Annotated in this window: 13 protein-coding genes; 10 read left to right on the top strand and 3 right to left on the bottom strand. The window is 71.1% G+C overall.

What is annotated here, in order from left to right:
• The first annotated feature begins 83 nt into the window (after positions 1–83).
• The 7 genes from K4B79_RS16785 to K4B79_RS16755 all read left to right on the top strand — a co-directional run bounded on the left by K4B79_RS16785 (position 84) and on the right by K4B79_RS16755 (position 6,865).
• Positions 84–1,130 (top strand): ComEA family DNA-binding protein, encoded by a 1,047-nt coding sequence (locus K4B79_RS16785; RefSeq protein ID WP_232027395.1) that lies wholly within the window; start codon positions 84–86, stop codon positions 1,128–1,130.
• Positions 1,127–3,892: a ComEC/Rec2 family competence protein gene (locus K4B79_RS16780; protein ID WP_232027394.1), complete on the top strand. Its 2,766-nt coding sequence runs from the start codon at positions 1,127–1,129 to the stop codon at positions 3,890–3,892. The genes K4B79_RS16785 and K4B79_RS16780 overlap by 4 nt, the downstream gene beginning before the upstream one ends.
• A gap of 4 nt (positions 3,893–3,896) precedes the next feature.
• A complete protein-coding gene (locus tag K4B79_RS16775; RefSeq protein WP_232027393.1) occupies positions 3,897–4,760 on the top strand; it encodes an arylamine N-acetyltransferase family protein in 864 nt (287 codons plus the stop codon).
• A gap of 51 nt (positions 4,761–4,811) precedes the next feature.
• The gene (locus tag K4B79_RS16770) at positions 4,812–5,057 is read left to right on the top strand and encodes a hypothetical protein (protein WP_232027392.1); all 246 of its coding nucleotides are present in this window, start codon (positions 4,812–4,814) and stop codon (positions 5,055–5,057) included.
• 135 nt (positions 5,058–5,192) lie between these two features.
• Entirely contained in the window at positions 5,193–5,351 is a 159-nt protein-coding gene (locus K4B79_RS16765) for a hypothetical protein (protein WP_232027391.1), read from the top strand.
• A 58-nt stretch (positions 5,352–5,409) separates the two neighbouring features.
• On the top strand, positions 5,410–6,399 hold the full coding sequence (holA, locus tag K4B79_RS16760) for a DNA polymerase III subunit delta (RefSeq protein WP_232027390.1): 990 nt from the start codon (positions 5,410–5,412) through the stop codon (positions 6,397–6,399).
• Positions 6,400–6,466: 67 nt separating this feature from the next.
• The gene (locus K4B79_RS16755; protein WP_232027389.1) at positions 6,467–6,865 is read left to right on the top strand and encodes a nuclear transport factor 2 family protein; all 399 of its coding nucleotides are present in this window, start codon (positions 6,467–6,469) and stop codon (positions 6,863–6,865) included.
• Between the two features lie 180 nt (positions 6,866–7,045).
• Here the strand turns inward: K4B79_RS16755 and rpsT are convergent, their stop codons facing one another.
• The gene (rpsT, locus tag K4B79_RS16750) at positions 7,046–7,312 is read right to left on the bottom strand and encodes a 30S ribosomal protein S20 (protein ID WP_232027388.1); all 267 of its coding nucleotides are present in this window, start codon (positions 7,310–7,312) and stop codon (positions 7,046–7,048) included.
• A gap of 240 nt (positions 7,313–7,552) precedes the next feature.
• Between rpsT and lepA the strand changes: the two genes are divergently transcribed.
• Both lepA and K4B79_RS16740 read left to right on the top strand, forming a co-directional pair.
• Entirely contained in the window at positions 7,553–9,421 is a 1,869-nt protein-coding gene (gene lepA, locus K4B79_RS16745; protein ID WP_232027387.1) for a translation elongation factor 4, read from the top strand.
• 269 nt (positions 9,422–9,690) lie between these two features.
• A complete protein-coding gene (locus K4B79_RS16740; protein WP_232027386.1) occupies positions 9,691–11,565 on the top strand; it encodes an AMP-dependent synthetase/ligase in 1,875 nt (624 codons plus the stop codon).
• A gap of 97 nt (positions 11,566–11,662) precedes the next feature.
• Here K4B79_RS16740 and K4B79_RS16735 read toward each other — a convergent pair whose 3' ends face one another.
• Entirely contained in the window at positions 11,663–12,208 is a 546-nt protein-coding gene (locus K4B79_RS16735) for a response regulator (RefSeq protein ID WP_232027385.1), read from the bottom strand.
• A gap of 14 nt (positions 12,209–12,222) precedes the next feature.
• Entirely contained in the window at positions 12,223–16,263 is a 4,041-nt protein-coding gene (locus tag K4B79_RS16730) for a HAMP domain-containing protein (protein WP_445276261.1), read from the bottom strand.
• Positions 16,264–16,455: 192 nt separating this feature from the next.
• Here K4B79_RS16730 and K4B79_RS16725 point away from each other — a divergent pair, with 192 nt between their 5' ends.
• Complete coding sequence (locus K4B79_RS16725; RefSeq protein WP_232027383.1) at positions 16,456–18,480, top strand: ATP-binding SpoIIE family protein phosphatase; 2,025 nt, start codon at positions 16,456–16,458, stop codon at positions 18,478–18,480.
• The last annotated feature ends 103 nt before the right edge of the window (positions 18,481–18,583 follow it).

Raw genomic sequence — 18,583 nt, 5'->3', positions numbered from 1 at the left:
CGGAGTTTTCCACAACCGGGCGGTAATCCCCGGGAATTGACCAAGATCATCGCGAAGGTGCCGATGTGTCCGATCCTCGGCGCATGGCACTTCGATCACGTTCACGTACAGCCGTCGCGACCAGTGGTCCGGGACGGGGGCCCGCCTCCGACGGCCGGGCCCGCCATCACCGGTCACCGTCTCGTGGGCGCCCGTCTCGCGGGCGGCCGCGGTCCGGGGTTCGGCACCGGGGCCGGCAGGCGTCGGCGGAGGAGCTTCGGCAGCGGGCGGAGGCGCTGTTCGCCGAACCGGGTGTCGCGGTCGACCGTGAGGCCGGCAGTGAGATCGACAGCGGGATCGGCTACGAAATCGGTCACGAGGCGGATGGTGAGGGCCACGGCCACGGCCACGGCCCGCGACCGACCGTCGGGCTCGCGCTGCGGGAGCGGATGCCGGTGTGGCTTCAGACGCGGTGCGGTCTGGAGCGGCGGGGTGTGCTCGCGCTCTCGGTGCTGCTCCTGGTCGCCGCCGTGTTCGCCGTGCAGCACTTCTGGAGTGGCCGGACCGAGGCCGTCAGCGCGCCCGAGGTGGTCCGGGCGGTACGGCCGTACGAGGAGAAGGGGCACGAGGGGGACGCGGCGCCGGGCGGGGCGGCGGGTGCGGTGGGGGCACCGGGCGGGCCGGGCGCGCCGAGTGCCGGGGGCACGGCGGGTGCGGAGATCGTCGTGGACGTCAGCGGCAAGGTCCGCGAGCCCGGGGTTCACCGTCTTCCGGCCGGTTCACGGGTCACCGACGCGTTGCGTGCGGCTGGTGGCGTGAAGTCCGGCACGAACACGGACGGCCTCAACCGCGCCCGTTTCCTGGTCGACGGCGAGCAGGTGGTCGTCGGCGGCCCTGCGGCCGTGGCGGCACCCGGCGTGGGCGGTTCGGGAGGCCCGGCGACGGGCCTGGCGCCGACGGCTCCTGTCTCCCTCAACACGGCCACCGTGGACCAGCTCGACACGCTTCCCGGCGTCGGACCCGTACTGGCCCAGCACATCATCGACTACCGGACGCAGCACGGCGGTTTCCGCTCGGTGGACGAGTTGCGCGAGGTCAACGGCATCGGCGACCGCCGCTTCGCCGATCTGCGGAATCTCGTACGGCCATGAGCGCGCCAGGGAGGCACACCGCCGCTGCGCTGCCCGTGCGGGACGCCCTGCCCGTGAGGCACGCACTGCCCGTGCGGGACGCGCCCACCGAGCCCGCCCCGCCCACCGAGCCCGACGCGGCTCATGGGCAGGCCGCGCCTCACGGGCAGGCCCCGTCCCGGTCCCGCTCGGCCGTCCACGCCGGTTCCGGGGGACGGCTCGGGTCGGCGCACCCGCGGCAGGAGGGGCCGACGGATCTTCGGCTCGTGCCGCCGGCCCTGGCGGCCTGGGCGACGGCCGCGTCGACGCTGGGCGCTTCGCCGGGGTGGACGGCCTGGCTCGCGGTCGGGTGTCTCGTCGTGGCCGGGGCTCTTCTCGTGGCCTCGCGGGTGCGGGCGGCTCCGACGAGAGGGACCGTGGCCGCCGGGAGGGACACCGCGCCCGGAGCCCGGTCCTCCCGGGGCGGCTGGGTGCGTGCCTCGGGGGCCGCCGTGCTGCTGTGTGTCGGGGCGGCGGCGGTGTCGGCCGGGCTGCACGGGGCCGATCTGCGGCGAGGGCCGGTGCCCGTGCTGGCGCGGGAGTACGCCACGGCGACCGTCGAGATCGAGGTGACCTCGGACCCTCGGCTCACCCGGCCCCGGATCGTCGGGAACCACGCGGCCCCGACGTCCGTGCTGATCAACGCCGAGGTGCGACGCGTCGAGGGGGCGGACGGGAGGACGGTGGCGACGCGGACGCCGGTGCTGGTGATCGTCGACGCCCGGGACAGGAGCGGCGGCGGACAGGGGCGGCCCGAGGGCGGGACGGCGGTGTCGGGTGCGCGCCCGACGGCCGAGGGGCCGGGGCGTTCGCCCTGGCTGGGGTTGTTGCCGTCCACGCGGCTGCGGGTGAGCGCGCGGCTGGTGCCCGCCGCCGTGGGAGGGGACAGGGTCGCCGCCGTGCTGCGGGTACGGGGCCGGGCGGCACCGGAGGTGGTGGGGGAGCCGACGGGGGCGCAACGGTTCGCCGGGCGGTTGCGTGCGGGACTGCGGGAGGCCACGAACGGGTTGTCGGAGGATGCCCGGGCGTTGCTGCCGGGGCTGGTCGTCGGGGACACCGTGCGGATCACTCCGGAACTGGACGAGGCGTTCAAGGAGACCGACCTCGCGCACACGCTCGCCGTCTCCGGCAGCAATCTCACGATCATCCTGGCCCTGCTCATCGGGCCGCCCGGGCTGGCCCAGCACATCGAGCGCCGGGGGCTCGCGCCCCGGGTCGGTCTGTCGCTGCGGGGGACGGCGGTGGCCGGCGGCGTGCTCACGCTGGGATTCGTCGTGGTGTGCCGGCCCGACCCGAGTGTGCTGCGTGCCGCGGCCTGCGGAGGCGTCGCGCTGCTCGCGCTCGCGACGGGGCGCCGGAGGTCGCTGATCCCGGCGCTGGCGACGGCTGTCCTGCTCCTGGTGCTGTACGACCCGTGGCTGGCGAGGAGTTACGGCTTCCTGCTCTCGGTGCTGGCCACCGGCGCCCTGCTCACGCTGGCGCCCCGGTGGAGCCTCGCGCTGCGACGGCGCCGGGTGCCGCCGCGCCTTGCGGAGGCCTTGGCCGCGGCGGCGGCCGCGCAGGCTCTGTGCGCGCCGGTGGTGGCCGTGTTGTCGGCGCGGGTGAGCCTGGTGGCGGTGCCGTGCAACCTGTTGGTGGAGTTCGCGGTCGCGCCGGCCACCGTGCTGGGCTTCGCGGCGCTGGCGACGGCGCCCGTGGTGATGCCGGTGGCCAAGGGGGTGGCCTGGTGCGCGAGTTGGCCCGCCGAGTGGATCGCGGAGATCGCCCGGACCGGGGCGGCGCTGCCCGGCGGGGGAGTGGACTGGCCGGACACCTGGGCGGGGGCGGCCCTGCTCGGCCTCGTCACGGGGGTCGTCCTGCTGGTGGGCCGCCGGCTGCTCGGGCATCCCTGGCTGTGCGGGATCTGCGGGCTGCTGCTCCTGCTGGTGATGGTGCAGCCGCCGCCGCTCACCCGAGTGATCACGGGCTGGCCGCCGCCGGGCTGGCGGCTGGCCATGTGCGACGTGGGCCAGGGCGACGCGGTGGTCCTCGCGGCAGGGGAGGGCACGGGGGTGGTCGTGGACGCGGGGCCCGATCCGAAGCTCGTCGACCACTGTCTGCGCACACTCGGCATCACCAGGATTCCGCTGGTCGTGCTGACCCACTTCCACGCCGACCACGTGGCGGGGCTGCCCGGGGTGCTGCGCGGGCGTTCGGTGGGGGCGATCGAGACGACCGGGTTCGAAGAGCCCGCGGACCAGGCCGAGTTCGTGCGGAGACAGGCGGCGGCCGAGCGCATCCCCGTGACGTCCGCCTTGGCGGGTGAGCGGCGGCGCAGCGGGGAGCTGTCCTGGGAGGTGGTGTGGCCGCCGGCGGGCCCCGCGCCGGTACCGGAGGGGCCGAACGACGCCAGCGTGGCGATGCTGGTGCGGTCGGGCGGGCTGCGGTTCCTGCTGCTCGGGGATCTCGAACCCCCGGCGCAGCAGGCCCTGTTGAGATCACCGGCAGGTCCGCGACTGGGCGGGGTCGATGTGCTCAAGGTCGCCCACCACGGCTCCGCCTACCAGGACCCCGAGCTCATACGGTGGGCGGCGCCGCGGCTGGCACTCATCTCGACGGGCGCCGACAACACGTATGGCCACCCCGCCCCCAGCACGGTCGCGGCGCTGCGGGACGGAGGCGCGGTGGTGCTGCGGACCGACCGGGACGGGGCGCTCGCGGTGGCCGGTGCGGGCGGCGGAGACCTTCGGGTGGCGCGAGACTGAGGGCATGAATTCCACACAGGTCGACGCGTATCTCCGCCGGTTGGGCATCGAGCGGTGGCCCATCGACAAGGCCGGCGCCACCGCGGACGCGCTGCGCGCGTTGCAGCTGAGCCATCTGCGGGCCGTGCCCTTCGAGAACCTGTCGGTCCACCTCGGTGAGGAGATCGTGCTGGAGGAGAAGCGCCTGCTGGACAAGGTGGTGGGGGCGCGGCGGGGCGGGTTCTGCTACGAACTCAACGGCGCCTTCGGGATGTTGCTCGACGCGCTGGGCTTCGAGGTCACGCTGCTCGCGGCGCGGGTGTACGCGGAGGAGGGGCGGCCGGGGATTCCGTACGACCATCTCGCGCTGCGGGTCGGGACCGTGGACGCGGGTGAGTGGCTGGCCGACGTCGGGTTCGGGGCGCACAGCCATCATCCGCTGGTGTTCGGGGAGAGAGGGGAGCAGGAGGACCCCGGCGGTACGTTCCGGATCGTGGAGGCGGGGCCGGACCGGGCGGGGGTGCGGGGCGGGCACGCGGTGGCGGAGGCGGCCGACCTGGACGTCGTCGTGGACGGCTGGCCGCAGTACCGCCTGGAGGTGCGGCCCCGGGCGCTCGGCGACTTCGTGGCCGGGGCGTGGTGGCACAGCACGTCACCGGCTTCCCACTTCACGCGGTCGCTGGTCTGTTCCCGGCTGACGCGGGACGGAGGGAGGATCACGCTCAGCGGTCGCACCTTCAAGGTGACGGCCGCCGACGGACGGCGGGAGGAGCGGGAGCTGACCACCGACGAGGAGGTGCTGGCGGTCTACCGGGACCGGTTCGGTATCGGGCTGGACGCCGTGCCGACGGTGCGGGACAGCGGCCGGAACCCTGGCCGGGACAGCTGATTCGGGCCACGGCGGGGCCGCGTCGCGACACCCCTGTCGGACAATGGGCGCGTGAGTGATGTGAGACATGTGCTGGTGCTGCCCGACCGGGATGCGGCGGAGGAGGTGGCCCAGGCGCTCGGGGAGCGTTTCGGGGTGACGGAGGAGCTGCGGCCCGTCCGGGACGCGCTGGCCGGGGAGGACGACGCCGAGGACGCGCAGTGGCTCGTCGTGCTGCGGGACGAGGAGGGGAGGCTGGATCCCGCGGAGCTGGACGAGTTCGCGGGCGAGTGGGACGGGTGGCGGGAGGAGCCGTAGCCGTAGCCGAACAGCCGGTGGGGTTGGGGGCGTGGGCGGGTCGGTTTCGGGGTCGGCCGGTAGGCGTGTCACATCCGGAGGGGCTTTCCGCGTCTCCTTGGTGTAGGTCGACCGCCACTCCGAGGAGCCGAGGCCATGAACACGGTCGTGTGGACCGCGCAGATCCTGCTCGCCGTGGTGATCATCGTCGTTCGGGCCGCGAGCCGCCTGCGGCCGTGCGAACGGACGGGTGCCGTCGCCGTCCCCCTCATGCTGATCGCCCTGTGCACCCTCGTCGCCGCGGGGCAGGGGTGACTCCGCCTCACCCGGCCTCCCGCCCCCGTTGTCAGTGGCGCGTGCCATGCTTGGCGCGATGGCCAGGAAGACTGCGAATGACGACCCTCTCGCCCCGGTGACACTTGCCGTGGGCCAGGAGGACCTGCTGCTCGATCGTGCCGTGCAGGAGGTGGTGGCCGCTGCCCGGGCCGCCGACGCCGACACGGACGTACGTGACCTGACGTCGGACCAGCTGCAGCCCGGGACGCTCGCGGAGTTGACGAGCCCCTCGCTGTTCGCGGAGCGCAAGGTCGTCGTCGTCCGCAACGCGCAGGATCTGTCGGCCGACACGATCAAGGACGTGAAGGCGTATCTCGGGGCGCCCGCCGAGGAGATCACGCTCGTGCTGCTGCACGCGGGCGGGGCCAAGGGCAAGGGGCTGCTGGACGCCGCGCGCAAGGTGGGGGCGCGGGAGGTGGCGTGCCCGAAGATGACGAAGCCGGCGGATCGGCTGGCCTTCGTCAGGCAGGAGTTCCGGGCGGTGGGCCGGTCCGCCACGCCGGAGGCCTGCCAGGTGCTGGTCGACGCGATCGGGAGCGATCTGCGGGAGCTGGCGTCCGCGGTGTCCCAGCTGGTCGCCGATGTCGAGGGGACGATCGACGAGGCCGTCGTCGGGCGGTACTACACCGGGCGGGCCGAGGCGTCGAGCTTCACCGTCGCCGACCGGGCGGTGGAGGGGCGGGCCGCGGAGGCGCTGGAGGCGCTCAGGTGGTCGTTGGCGACCGGGGTGGCGCCGGTGCTGATCACCAGTGCGCTCGCGCAGGGCGTGCGGGCGATCGGGAAGCTGTCGTCCGCCCGGGGCGGGCGGCCCGCGGATCTCGCGCGGGAGCTGGGCATGCCGCCGTGGAAGATCGATCGGGTCCGGCAGCAGATGCGGGGCTGGACGCCGGACGGGGTGTCCGACGCGCTGCGGGCCGTCGCCGAGGCCGACGCGGGCGTCAAGGGCGGCGGGGACGACCCCGAGTACGCCCTGGAGAAGGCCGTGGTGGCCATCGCACGGGCGGCGCGGTCCAAAGGGCGCGGATAGCCCCGCCCGGGAGGACAATCGTCCCTGTCAGCCGCACCTCGCCGAACACGGAAAGGTGGCGATCGCCATGGCTGAACACCCGCACGCAGCGCTCGTCCGCAAGGGTTTCGAGGCCTTCTCCCGCGGTGACATGGAGGCACTGCGGGCACTGATGACGGCGGACTGCACCCACCACGTGCCCGGCAGTCATCCGCTCTCGGGAGACTTCAAGGGCCAGGACGCGATCATCGAGATGTACGGTCGGCTCTTCGAGGAGACCGGCGGTTCGATGCGGTCCGAGTTGCAGTCGCTGCTCGTCGACGGCAGGGGGCATGTCGTCGCGACGCACCGCTTCTCCGCCGAACGCAAGGGCAGGCGCCTCGACGAGAACGGGTGCATCATCTTCCGGATCGTGGGCGACAAGGCCACCGACCTGGACGAGTGTGTCGAGGACATCGACCGCAGCAACGAGTTCTGGTCGGCCTGACGGACAGGCCGAAGGCCCCGCCGCCCGCCCTGGGAAGGGCTGGGTGGCGGGGCCTTCGGCATGAGCTGTTCGGGTCACGCCCGCGTGGCGAACGCAGGCCGCGCGTGACCCTGGGGTGCCGGTCGGGAGCGGATGAGAGAGGGCCCGCTCTGGTCCTTCCGGCGGTCAGATCAGAAGGGTTCAGCCCTTGAGCGACGCGACCTTGGAAGCAAGCGCCGACTTCTTGTTGGCGGCCTGGTTCTTGTGGATGACGCCCTTCGCGACGGCCTTGTCGAGCTGACGCGCCGCAGCGCGCTGGTACTCGGTGGCCTTCTCGGCGTCACCCGCGGCAGCGGCCTCGCGGGCCTTGCGGATCGCGGTCTTCAGGGAGGACTTGACGGCCTTGTTGCGCAGCCGGGCCTTCTCGTTGGTCTTGATCCGCTTGATCTGGGACTTGATGTTCGCCACGAATAAGCCTCTACAGGTTCTGGTACGGGGCCGCGAGGGACCCGCACCGGTGATTTTCTTGGGGTGTGCCTCGCGCTGAGAGGGCATGAGGCACAGCCCCTCACGGTACCAGTGGCCCGGAGAATGGCCCAAACCGGTCCCCGGTCGCCGCCCGTGGGACCATGGAGCCTACGTATAGACCCGATCGTTCCGACCCGAGACCGCAGACGGCTGCGGACACCTCAAGAATCAGGACCCTGCGTGCCCGCGATCCCTAGCCATGTGCCCGAACCGAGCCGCACCGCCCCGGCTCTGATCCGCAATTTCTGCATCATCGCGCACATCGACCACGGCAAGTCCACGCTCGCCGACCGGATGCTCCAGCTGACCGGTGTGGTCGAGCAGCGGCAGATGCGTGCTCAGTACCTCGACCGGATGGACATCGAGCGCGAGCGCGGCATCACGATCAAGTCGCAGGCGGTGCGTCTGCCGTGGGCTCCCACCCATGACAAGAGCAACACGCACATCCTCAACATGATCGACACCCCGGGGCACGTCGACTTCACCTACGAGGTCTCGCGGTCGCTCGCGGCCTGCGAGGGCACCGTGCTCCTCGTCGACGCCGCCCAGGGCATCGAGGCCCAGACCCTCGCCAACCTCTACCTGGCGATGGAGAACGACCTCAAGATCATCCCCGTACTGAACAAGATCGACCTGCCGGCCGCGCAGCCGGAGAAGTTCTCCGAGGAGCTCGCCAACCTCATCGGCTGCCAGCCGGAGGACGTGCTCAAGGTCTCGGCGAAGACCGGCCTGGGCGTGGACGCGCTCCTGGACCGGGTCGTCCGCGACGTCCCGGCCCCGGTCGGCATCAAGGACGCCCCCGCCCGCGCGATGATCTTCGACTCGGTCTACGACTCCTACCGGGGCGTGGTCACCTACGTCCGCGTCATCGACGGCCAGCTCAACAAGCGCGAGCGCATCAAGATGATGTCGACCGGCGCCACCCACGAGCTCCTCGAGATCGGCGTCTCGTCCCCCGAGATGACACCGGCCGACGGCATCGGCGTCGGTGAGGTGGGCTACATCATCACCGGTGTGAAGGACGTCCGTCAGTCCAAGGTCGGCGACACCATCACCAGCAAGGACAAGGGCGCCACCGAGGCCCTCGGCGGGTACAAGGACCCCAAGCCGATGGTCTTCTCCGGCCTCTATCCGCTGGACGGCTCGGAGTACCCCGACCTCCGCGAGGCCCTGGACAAGCTCCAGCTCAACGACGCCGCCCTGGTCTACGAGCCGGAGACCTCCGCGGCCCTCGGCTTCGGCTTCCGCGTCGGCTTCCTCGGCCTGCTGCACCTCGACGTCATCCGTGAGCGCCTGGAGCGCGAGTTCAACCTCGAACTCATCGCCACCGCGCCCAACGTGGTCTACCGCGTGATCATGGAAGACGGCAAGGAACACACGGTCACCAACCCGAGCGAGTTCCCCGAGGGCAAGATCGACAAGGTCTTCGAGCCGGTCGTGCGGGCCACGATCCTCGCTCCCAGCGAGTTCATCGGCTCGATCATGGAGCTCTGCCAGACCCGCCGCGGCACCCTTCTCGGCATGGACTACCTCTCCGAGGACCGCGTGGAGATCCGCTACACGCTTCCCCTCGCCGAGATCGTCTTCGACTTCTTCGACAACCTGAAGTCCAAGACCCGCGGCTACGCCTCCCTGGACTACGAGCCCACCGGCGAGCAGGACGCCTCGCTGGTGAAGGTCGACATCCTGCTGCACGGCGACCGGGTCGACGCCTTCTCCGCCGTCACCCACAAGGACGCCGCGTACGCGTACGGCGTACGGCTCGTCGCCAAGCTCCGCGAGCTCATCCCGCGCCAGGCCTTCGAGATCCCCATCCAGGCCGCCATCGGCTCCCGGGTCATCGCCCGCGAGACCATCCGCGCCATCCGCAAGGACGTCCTCGCCAAGTGCTACGGCGGTGACATCTCCCGCAAGCGGAAGCTGCTGGAGAAGCAGAAGGAGGGCAAGAAGCGGATGAAGATGGTGGGTTCCGTGGAAGTTCCGCAGGAGGCCTTCATCGCCGTACTGAGCAGTGACGACAGCGCGGGATCCGGCAAGGGCAAGAAGTAGTCGGGTTCCACCGTGGGAACAGGGGCTCATCGCGTGTTCGCACGGTGGGCCCCTACGCGTGCGTAGCGTCGCTCTCCGTGGAAAGTGACAGGCCGCCGCCCCTTACGCCCCGGCCGGACGGGCTCTACCCTGATCTCTGCTCGATGGTTACTCGCGAGTTAAACAAGACGCGCGAGTGACACCAGGCGCAACGCCCAGCAGTAACGCCTCAGCCGCAATGACCCAGCCGTAATGAGCCAGCCGCTTTGTCGCGGGCCCCGGAGGATGTCGTGAGCGACACACAGACACTGATCGAGAACCGTCCGCCCAGTGTGGCGACCCTCTTCCTGGAACGCGTCGCGGCCACACCGGACGCCGAGGCGTACCGCTACCCCGTGCCGCCCGCCTCCGGCGAGGGCCCGGACGACTGGAAGTCGCTGAGCTGGGCGCAGGCCGCGGAGCGCGTGTACGCGATCGCGGCCGGTCTGGTCGAGCTGGGGGTGCAGCCGGAGCAGCGCGTCGCCCTCGCCTCCTCGACCCGGATCGAGTGGATCCTCGGCGACCTCGGCATCATGTGCGCCGGCGCGGCCACGACCACGGTCTACCCGCAGACCAACGCCGAGGAGTCGGCGTTCATCCTCTCCGACTCCGACTCCCGGGTGCTGATCGCCGAGGACGCGGCCCAGCTCGCCAAGGCCGTGGAGAAGAAGGCCGAGCTGCCCCACCTCACCCATGTCGTGGTCATCGACCCGGCCGGAGTCGAGACGAGCGACTGGGTCCTCACCCTCGCCGAGCTGGAGGCCCGGGGCGCCGCCCGCCTGGAGAAGGACCCGGAGGTGGTCAAGGAGCGGGTCGGCGCGATCACCAAGGACCAGCTCGCCACCCTCATCTACACCTCGGGCACCACCGGCCGCCCCAAGGGCGTGCGGCTCCCGCACGACAACTGGTCGTACATGGCGAAGGCCATCGCCGCGACCGGACTGGTCAGCGCCGAGGACGTGCAGTACCTGTGGCTGCCGCTCGCGCACGTCTTCGGCAAGGTGCTGACCTCGGGACAGATCGAGGTCGGTCACGTCACCGCCGTCGACGGCCGGGTCGACAAGATCATCGAGAACCTGCCGATCGTCCGGCCGACCTACATGGCGGCCGTCCCGCGCATCTTCGAGAAGGTCTACAACGGGGTCGCCGCGAAGGCCCGTGCGGGCGGTGGCGCCAAGTACAAGATCTTCCAGTGGGCCGCCGCGGTCGCCCGCGAGTACGCCAAGGCCACGCAGGACACCTTCCGCCGCACCGGCACCGCGTCCGCGCCCTTCGGACTGTCCGCCAAGCACAAGGTCGCCGACGCGCTCGTCTACGCCAAGATCCGCGAGGCCTTCGGCGGCAACCTGCGCGCCTGCGTCTCCGGCTCGGCGGCCCTCGCGCCCGAGATCGGCTACTTCTTCTCCGGCGCCGGCATCCACATCCTGGAGGGCTACGGCCTGACGGAGTCCTCGGCCGCCTCGTTCGTGAACCCCGGCGAGGCCTACCGCACCGGGACGGTCGGCAAGCCGCTGCCCGGCACGGAGGTCCGTATCGCGGACGACGGGGAGATCCTGCTGCGGGGCCCGGGGATCATGGAGGGCTACCACGGGCTGCCGGAGAAGACCGCCGAGGTGCTGGAGTCGGACGGCTGGTTCCACACCGGGGACATCGGGGAGCTGTCGCCCGACGGGTACCTGCGGATCACCGACCGCAAGAAGGACCTCATCAAGACGTCCGGCGGCAAGTACATCGCGCCCGCGGAGGTCGAGGGGCAGTTCAAGGCGGTGTGTCCGTACGTGTCCAACATCCTCGTCCACGGGGCGGACCGGAACTTCTGCACGGCGCTGATCGCGCTGGACGAGGTGTCCATCCTGGAGTGGGCCAAGGAGAACGGGCTGGAGGGCAAGTCGTACGCGGAGGTCGTCGCCGCGCCCGTCACCGTGTCCATGGTCGAGGGGTATGTGAAGCAGCTCAACGAGGGCTTGCAGCGGTGGCAGACGATCAAGAAGTTCCGGTTGCTGCCGCGGGATCTGGACGTGGAGCACGGGGAGATCACGCCGAGTCTGAAGCTGAAGCGGCCGGTTGTGGAGCGGGAGTACAAGCATCTGATCGATGAGATGTATGCGGGGTCGCGCGAGGCGTAGCGCGGTTGCGGAGGGGGTGCGGGGTGCGGGGTGCGTTGGCGGCTAACGGTGCGTCGTGGCCGGTCGCGCCGTTCCCCGCGCCCCCAGGTGGCTCAAGTCAGCGCTTCTCAAGAAGGCGCCGTAGCTCCTTCACCTGGGTGCGCTGAGGCTCCGTCAGCTCGTCCTCCAGGGCCATCAGTCGTTTGCCGACCTCCTGGTAGTCGGTCCGTTGCTGGGTCAGCAGGCGTTCCAGTTGCTGGTTCTTTCGGTGCAGGTCCAGGAACACGCTGACCTTGGCCCGGAGAACCCATGGATCGAACGGCTTGGTCAAGTAGTCGGCGGCTCCTGTGGCGTAGCCGCGGAAGGCGTAGCCGGACTCGTCCTCGGCGCCGGTGAGGAAGATGATCGGGACGTCCTTCGTCTGGTCGAGCCGTTTGATGTTGGCGGCCGTCTCGAAGCCGTCCATGCCGGGCATGCGGACGTCGAGGAGGACGAGGGCGAACTGCCGGCGGAGCAGGGCCTTCATGGCCTCCTCGCCCGAACGGGCGCGGACGAGCGGTTCGTTGAGGGACCCCAGGACGGCCTCCAGCGCGATCAGGTTGTCCTCCATGTCGTCGACCAGGAGGATGCCGGCGCTGTCGTCGGTCGTTGCCTCAGCACTCATGGGACGGGCCTCATTCAGTCGTCGGCCGGCGGCACCACGGCCTCCTCGACATCGGCGTCCTCCTCGTCCTGTGCGCGCTCGGGGTCCAGGAGCGCGCAGACGACGGTCAGGAGTTGGTCGACGTCCACCGGCTTGGGTACGTAGTCGTTGGCGCCCCGCGCGATGGACTTCTCACGGTCGCCGGGCATCGCCTTCGCGGTGAGCGCGACGATGGGCAGGCCGGTCCAGCGGTGGGTGCGGCGGATGGCGGCGATGGTCTCGTAACCGTCCATCTCCGGCATCATGATGTCCATCAGGACGAGTTCGACGTCCGGGTTGCGTTCCAGGGTCTCGATGCCCTCGCGGCCGTTCTCCGCGTAGAGGACGGGCATGCCGACGCGGCCCAGGACATGGGTGAGGGCGAAGACGTTGCGGATGTCGTCGTCGACGATCAGCACCCGCCGGCCGGGCAGCACCTGGCCCGCCCGCCCGTTCCGCCACGCCTCCAGCTTGGTGGGTGTCGGCCAGGTCTCGTCCGCGTCGTGGGCGGTCGGGTAGGACTCGGTCGACAGTTCCTCCGGCGCCGGCAGCGCGTGGTCCTCGGTGGTGGGGCCGGTCGCCGAGTGGCCGGGGCTGACCACGGGGACGTAGAGGGTGAAGGTGGAGCCCCTGCCCGGCTCGCTCTCCGCGACGATACGGCCGCCCAGCAGGCCGGCGATCTCCCGGCTGATGGACAGGCCGAGGCCGGTGCCGCCGTACTTGCGGTTGGTGGTGCCGTCGGCCTGCTGGAACGCCTCGAAGATCACCGGGAGTTTCTCGGCGGCGATGCCGATACCGGTGTCGGAGACCGCGAAGGCGATCACGTCGTCGCTGTCGCGGACGTGGCGGTGCTCGGGGTCCTTGATCCGGTTGACACGCAGCTCGACCCGGCCCGACGCGGTGAACTTGATCGCGTTGGAGAGCAGGTTGCGCAGGATCTGCTGCAGGCGCTGCTCGTCCGAGTACATCTCGCGCGGCACGTCCTGGCCGACCGCCACCTCGAAGGCGAGGCCCCGGTCCAGGGTGAGCGGGCGGAAGGTGGCGTGGACGTAGTCGAGCAGCTTGATCAGCGGCAGCTTCTTCGGGCGTACGTCCATCCGGCCGGCCTCGATCTTCGACAGGTCGAGGATGTCGTTGATCAGCTGGAGCAGGTCGGAGCCGGAACGGTGGATCGTCGTCGCGAACTGCACCTCCTGGTCGGAGAGATGGCCGTCCGGGTTGTCGGACAGCAGGCGCGCCAGGATCAGCAGGGAGTTCAGCGGGGTGCGCAGTTCGTGCGACATGTTCGCCAGGAACTCCGACTTGTACTGGGAGGAGGTCGCCAACAGGGCCGCCTTCTCCTCCAGTTCGGCGTTGGAGCGCTGCAACTCGGCCTGCTGCATCTGGAGTTCGTCGGAGCGCTCCTGGAGCTGGCGGGCCAGCCGCTGGGACTCGCCGAGCAGGGACTCCGTACGGGAGTTGGCGATGATGGTGTTGATCGCGACGGCGATGGTGTTCACGAACTGGTCGAAGAAGGCCAGGTGCACGTCGGAGAAGCGGGAGAAGGAGGCCAGCTCGATCACGCCGAGGAGCTTGTCCTCGAAGAGGATCGGGATGATGACGACACTGGCCGGGGCGGCCTCCCCCAGACCGCTGTTGATCTTGATGTAGTCCGGCGGTGCCTCCTCGACGAGGATCCGCTTCTTCTCGCGTGCCGCCTGCCGGACCAGACCGTGCACCGGGAGGCCGCCGGTCTCGACGGTCGCCCCCTGGGCGGAGCCGTATCCCGCGATGAAGGCGAGCCCCTTCGCGGGCACGGTGGTGCGCAGGGCGGCGCCGTCCTCGTCGGGGTCGGCCAGGAAGAACGCGCCGTACTGGGCGTTCACCAGGGGCGTCAGCTCGCGCAGCAGCAGGTCGGCGACCTCCATCAGATCCCGGTGGCCCTGCATCAGGGCGGCCAGGCGGGCCAGATTGGACTCCAGCCAGTCCTTCGCGCGGGTCGTCTCGCGGAGGTTGGCCACCATCAGGTTGATGTTGTCCTTCAGCTCGGCGACCTCGCCCTGGGTCTCCACGGTGATCGAGCGGGACATGTCTCCCTGGGCCACCGCGGAGGCGACCTCGGCGATCGCGCGGACCTGGGTGGTCAGGTTCGACGCGAGTTCGTTCACGTTCGTCGTCAGGCGCTTCCAGGTGCCGTACACGCCCTCGACCCGTGCCTGGCCGCCGAGTTGGCCCTCGGAACCCACCTCGCGGGCCACGCGGGTGACCTCGGAGGAGAACGAGGAGAGCGTGTCGACCATGGTGTTGATGGCGGTCTTCAGCTCCAGGATCTCGCCGCGCGCGTCCACGTCGATCTTCTTGGAGAGGTCGCCGTTGGCGACGGCGGTGGTGACCTGGGCGATGTTGCGGACCTGCGAAGTGAGGTTGTCCGCCATGTAGTTGACGTTGTCGGTCAGATCCCGCCAGACACCGGAGACGCCGAGCACCTGGGCCCGCCCGCCGAGCCGGCCGTCGGTGCCGACCTCGCGGGCCACGCGGGTGACCTCGTCGGCGAAGGCGCGCAGCTGCTCCACCATCGTGTTGACGGTGTCCTTCAGTTCGAGGATCTCGCCGCGCGCGTCGACGGTGATCTTCTTGGAGAGGTCGCCGTTGGCGACGGCGGTGGTGACCTGGGCGATGTTGCGGACCTGCGAGGTCAGGTTCAGGGCCATGAAGTTGACGTTGTCGGTGAGGTCCTTCCAGACGCCGGAGACGCCCCGGACCTGGGCCTGACCGCCGAGGTTTCCCTCGGTGCCGACCTCGCGGGCGACGCGGGTGACCTCGTCGGCGAAGGCGGAGAGCTGGTCGACCATCGTGTTGATCGTCGACTTCAGCTCCAGGATCTCGCCCTTGGCCTCCACCGTGATCTTCTTGCCGAGGTCGCCCTGGGCCACGGCGGTGGAGACCAGGGCGATGTTCCGCACCTGGGACGTCAGGTTGTCCGCCATGAAGTTGACGTTGTCGGTGAGGTCCTTCCAGACGCCGGAGACGCCTCGCACCTGGGCCCGGCCGCCGAGGTTTCCCTCGGTGCCGACCTCGCGGGCGACGCGGGTGACCTCGTCGGCGAAGGCGGAGAGCTGGTCGACCATCGTGTTGATGGTGGACTTCAGCTCCAGGATCTCGCCCTGGGCGTCGACGGTGATCTTCTGGGAGAGATCCCCGTTCGCCACCGCCGTCGTCACCTGGGCGATGTTCCGCACCTGCGATGTCAGGTTCGACGCCATGAAGTTGACGTTGTCGGTGAGGTCCTTCCAGACCCCGGACACGCCCCGCACCTGGGCCCGGCCACCCAACTGTCCCTCGGTGCCGACCTCGCGGGCGACGCGGGTGACCTCGTCGGCGAAGGCGGAGAGCTGGTCGACCATCGTGTTCACGGTGAGCTTCAGTTCGAGCAGCTCGCCGGTCGCCTCGACCGTGACCGTGCGGGTCAGGTCGCCGCGCGCCACCGCCGTGGTGACCAGGGCGATGTCACGGACCTGTGCGGTCAGCCGGGACGCCATCGTGTTGACGGCCTCGGTCACGTCCCGCCAACTTCCGGACAGGCCGGTCACCTTGGCGCGTCCGCCGAGCCGTCCCTCGGTGCCGACCTCGCGGGCGACCCGGGTGACCTCGCCGGTGAAGAGGGAGAGCTGGTCGACCATCTTGTTCACGGCCCGGCCCAGGCGCCGCAGATCGCCGCGCAACTGCCGGTTCCCGTCGTGCAGATCGACCCGCTGGGTCAGATCGCCCCCGGCCACCGCGTCGAGCACCCGCGTGGCGTTCGCGGCCGGGGCCACCAAGGCGTCCAGCAGCTGGTTGACGTCGTTGACCCGGGAGGTCCAGGCACCCTGCCCCGGACTCGGCGACAGCCGCTCGTCCAGTCGGCCGTGCCGGATCAACTCCCTTTTGACACGCTGGACTTCGCCGGTGAAGTGGGAGTTGCGGTCCACCAGCTGGTTGAAGATCGCCGTCAGTTCGGCGGCGATGCCGTCGCCCGTCTCGGGGAGTTTCCTGAAGTCGCCGTCCCGCGCGGCCCTCATGACAGCGAGCAGCGGACGCAGATCCGACGCTCGAATCCGATCGTCCTCCTGCCCTTCTTCGAGCACACGCATAGCACTGTTCTCACTCATGGCGGCCCACTTCGGTAACTCGGCGCTTATGGGCGTGGCCAGTCTGTCACTCTGTCCGCGTCGACTGAGGTGTATTCGTCCGAACTGCTCGGGGAGGTGGACATGGGAGCCATTCCTGCGCAACGGGAGACTGTCTCCCGTGCCCTTGGGGCGCCTGTGCCCGGGGGCGTGAACCCGGGCGCGCAGGCGCGTCCGCCCGCTCGGGCGCATGTGAGCCTGCCCGGCGGCTCCTCCGCGCCCTGCTCCGCCCGGGCGTTGCTGCGCACCGCGCTCGCCGAGTGGACCGAGGAAGCGCTGCCCGGCACCGAGCACCTCACCGACCGTCAGCTCGGCGACGGGCTGGTCGTCCTCAGCGAACTGGTCACCAACGCCGTCGTGCACGCGGGCACCGACGTCGAGGTGGACTGCCGCCTGGAGCCCGACACCGGCGCCCTCGTCGTCGAGGTCCTGGACCGCCACCCCTCCCGTGCTCCCCGTGACAGCGCCGTCGAACCGTCGTACGAGATTCCGGAGGTGCCGGAGTACGGGCGCGGCCTGCGGCTGGTGGCCGCGCTCGCCGAGTCCTGGGGCATCACCTTCCGCACCGGCGCCAAGACGGTGTGGGCGCGGCTGCCCGCGCAGGCGGAGTCGACCGTCGAGGCGCTGGAGGCGTACGCCGGGGAGCGCGAGCTGCGCGTGGCGGAGTTGCTCGCGCCGGACCCGCCCTCACGGTCCGCCTCGCCTTCGCGGTCCGCCTCACTTTCGCCCTCCGCCTCGCCCCCGCAGTCCGCCCCGCCCGGGCGGGCACACCCGCGCCGCCCGGAACCCGGGCCGGAACGGGACTGGCTCGACCGGGGCGCCCTGTCCTTCCTCGCCGAGGCCTCCGACCTGCTCGCCGGGCAGCTCGACGAGAACCTGGTGGCCGCGCTCGCCGGACAGCTCATCGTGCCGCGGCTGGCCGACTGGTGCGCGGTCTGGCTGGAGGACGAGGTCACCGGCCGCAGCAGACCGGCCGGCGGGACCGGGGGCGACGGCCCGAGGCTGGCCCGGGTGTGGCACGGCAGCGAGAACCGCATCGAGGAGCTGCGCCGGGCTCTGGAGAAGGAGCCCCCGCACCCGCCCGAGGCCGCCCGGGCCGGACCGGCTCCCTTCCGCTGGCCCTGCGAGGCGCTGGGCGCGCACGGGGCCGCGCTGGCGTACCGGCTGACCGCCGGTGGCCGTCCGCTCGGCACCCTGGTCATCGGCCGGTCCGGGGTGCCGTCCTTCCCCGACGAGATCACCGGGCTCGTCGAGGACCTCAGCCGCCGGGTCGCCCTCGCCGTCGGCGCCGCCCGCCGGTACGCCCGGCAGGCCACCATCAGCGCCGTGCTCCAGCGCGGCCTGCTGCCCGGCGCGGTCGCCGAGATACCGGGGGTGCGCAGCGCCCTGGTGTACGAGCCGTGCGACAAGGGCGGGCCCAGCGGTGACTTCTACGACCTCTTCCCGGCCGGCGACGGCCGCTGGTGCTTCGCCGTCGGCGACGTCCAGGGCAAGGGGCCCGAGGCGGCCGTCGTCATCGGCCTCGCCCGGCCCTGGCTGCGGCTGCTGGCCCGCGAGGGTTACCAGGTCGGCGACGTCCTGGACCGCCTCAACCAACTCCTCCTCGACGACGCCACGGAGGCCGCCGACGCCGCGGCCCGCGCCCTGGCCTCCGCGAGCGGCCGCCCGCCCACCCCGGGCGACGGCCCGCAGACCCGCTTCCTGTCGCTCCTCTACGGCGAACTGGTCCCCTTCGACGGCGGAGTGCGCTGCACCCTCGCCTCCGCCGGACACCCGCTGCCGCTGCTCCTCGAGGCGGGCGGCGAGGTCCGCACGGCCGCGCGGCCGCAGACCCTGCTCGGGGTCGTCGAGGACGCGACGTACACCTCCGAGACCTTCGAGCTGCGGCCCGGGGACAGCCTGCTGTGCGTGACGGACGGGGTCACCGAGCGGCGCAGCGGCTCACGGCAGTTCGACGACGAGGACGGGCTCGCCGAGGCGCTCGCAGGCTGCACGGGGCTCGACGCGGAGCTGATCGCGGAGCGCATCCGGCGACTGGTGCACGAGTTCGGCACGCGTCCGCCGGAGGACGACCTGGCGCTGCTGGTGCTCCAGGCGGACCGGCGCTGACCGCCTGTTCCCCCGTTCTCACCTCCGCGTTCTCGCCTCCGCTCGCCTCCCGTCACCTCCGTTCGCCTCCCCTTACTCCACCTTTAATCCCAATGGTCCGATT

It is taken from the genome of Streptomyces lincolnensis, assembly GCF_021173675.1.
GTDB classification, from domain to species: domain Bacteria; phylum Actinomycetota; class Actinomycetes; order Streptomycetales; family Streptomycetaceae; genus Streptomyces; species Streptomyces lincolnensis_B.
The sequence above is the reverse complement of the archived record's forward strand: the minus strand, read 5'-3'. Positions and strand labels throughout refer to the sequence as shown.

Bases quoted from the DNA above. Each gene is read 5' to 3' on its own strand.
- K4B79_RS16785 (WP_232027395.1), top strand. From the start codon at position 84: ATGGCACTTCGATCACGTTCACGTACAGCCGTCGCGACCAGTGGTCCG.
- K4B79_RS16780 (WP_232027394.1), top strand. From the start codon at position 1,127: ATGAGCGCGCCAGGGAGGCACACCGCCGCTGCGCTGCCCGTGCGGGAC.
- K4B79_RS16775 (WP_232027393.1), top strand. From the start codon at position 3,897: ATGAATTCCACACAGGTCGACGCGTATCTCCGCCGGTTGGGCATCGAG.
- K4B79_RS16765 (WP_232027391.1), top strand. From the start codon at position 5,193: ATGAACACGGTCGTGTGGACCGCGCAGATCCTGCTCGCCGTGGTGATC.
- holA (WP_232027390.1), top strand. From the start codon at position 5,410: ATGGCCAGGAAGACTGCGAATGACGACCCTCTCGCCCCGGTGACACTT.
- K4B79_RS16755 (WP_232027389.1), top strand. From the start codon at position 6,467: ATGGCTGAACACCCGCACGCAGCGCTCGTCCGCAAGGGTTTCGAGGCC.
- K4B79_RS16735 (WP_232027385.1), bottom strand. From the start codon at position 12,208: ATGAGTGCTGAGGCAACGACCGACGACAGCGCCGGCATCCTCCTGGTC.
- K4B79_RS16730 (WP_445276261.1), bottom strand. From the start codon at position 16,263: ATGAGGGCCGCGCGGGACGGCGACTTCAGGAAACTCCCCGAGACGGGC.
- K4B79_RS16725 (WP_232027383.1), top strand. From the start codon at position 16,456: ATGGGAGCCATTCCTGCGCAACGGGAGACTGTCTCCCGTGCCCTTGGG.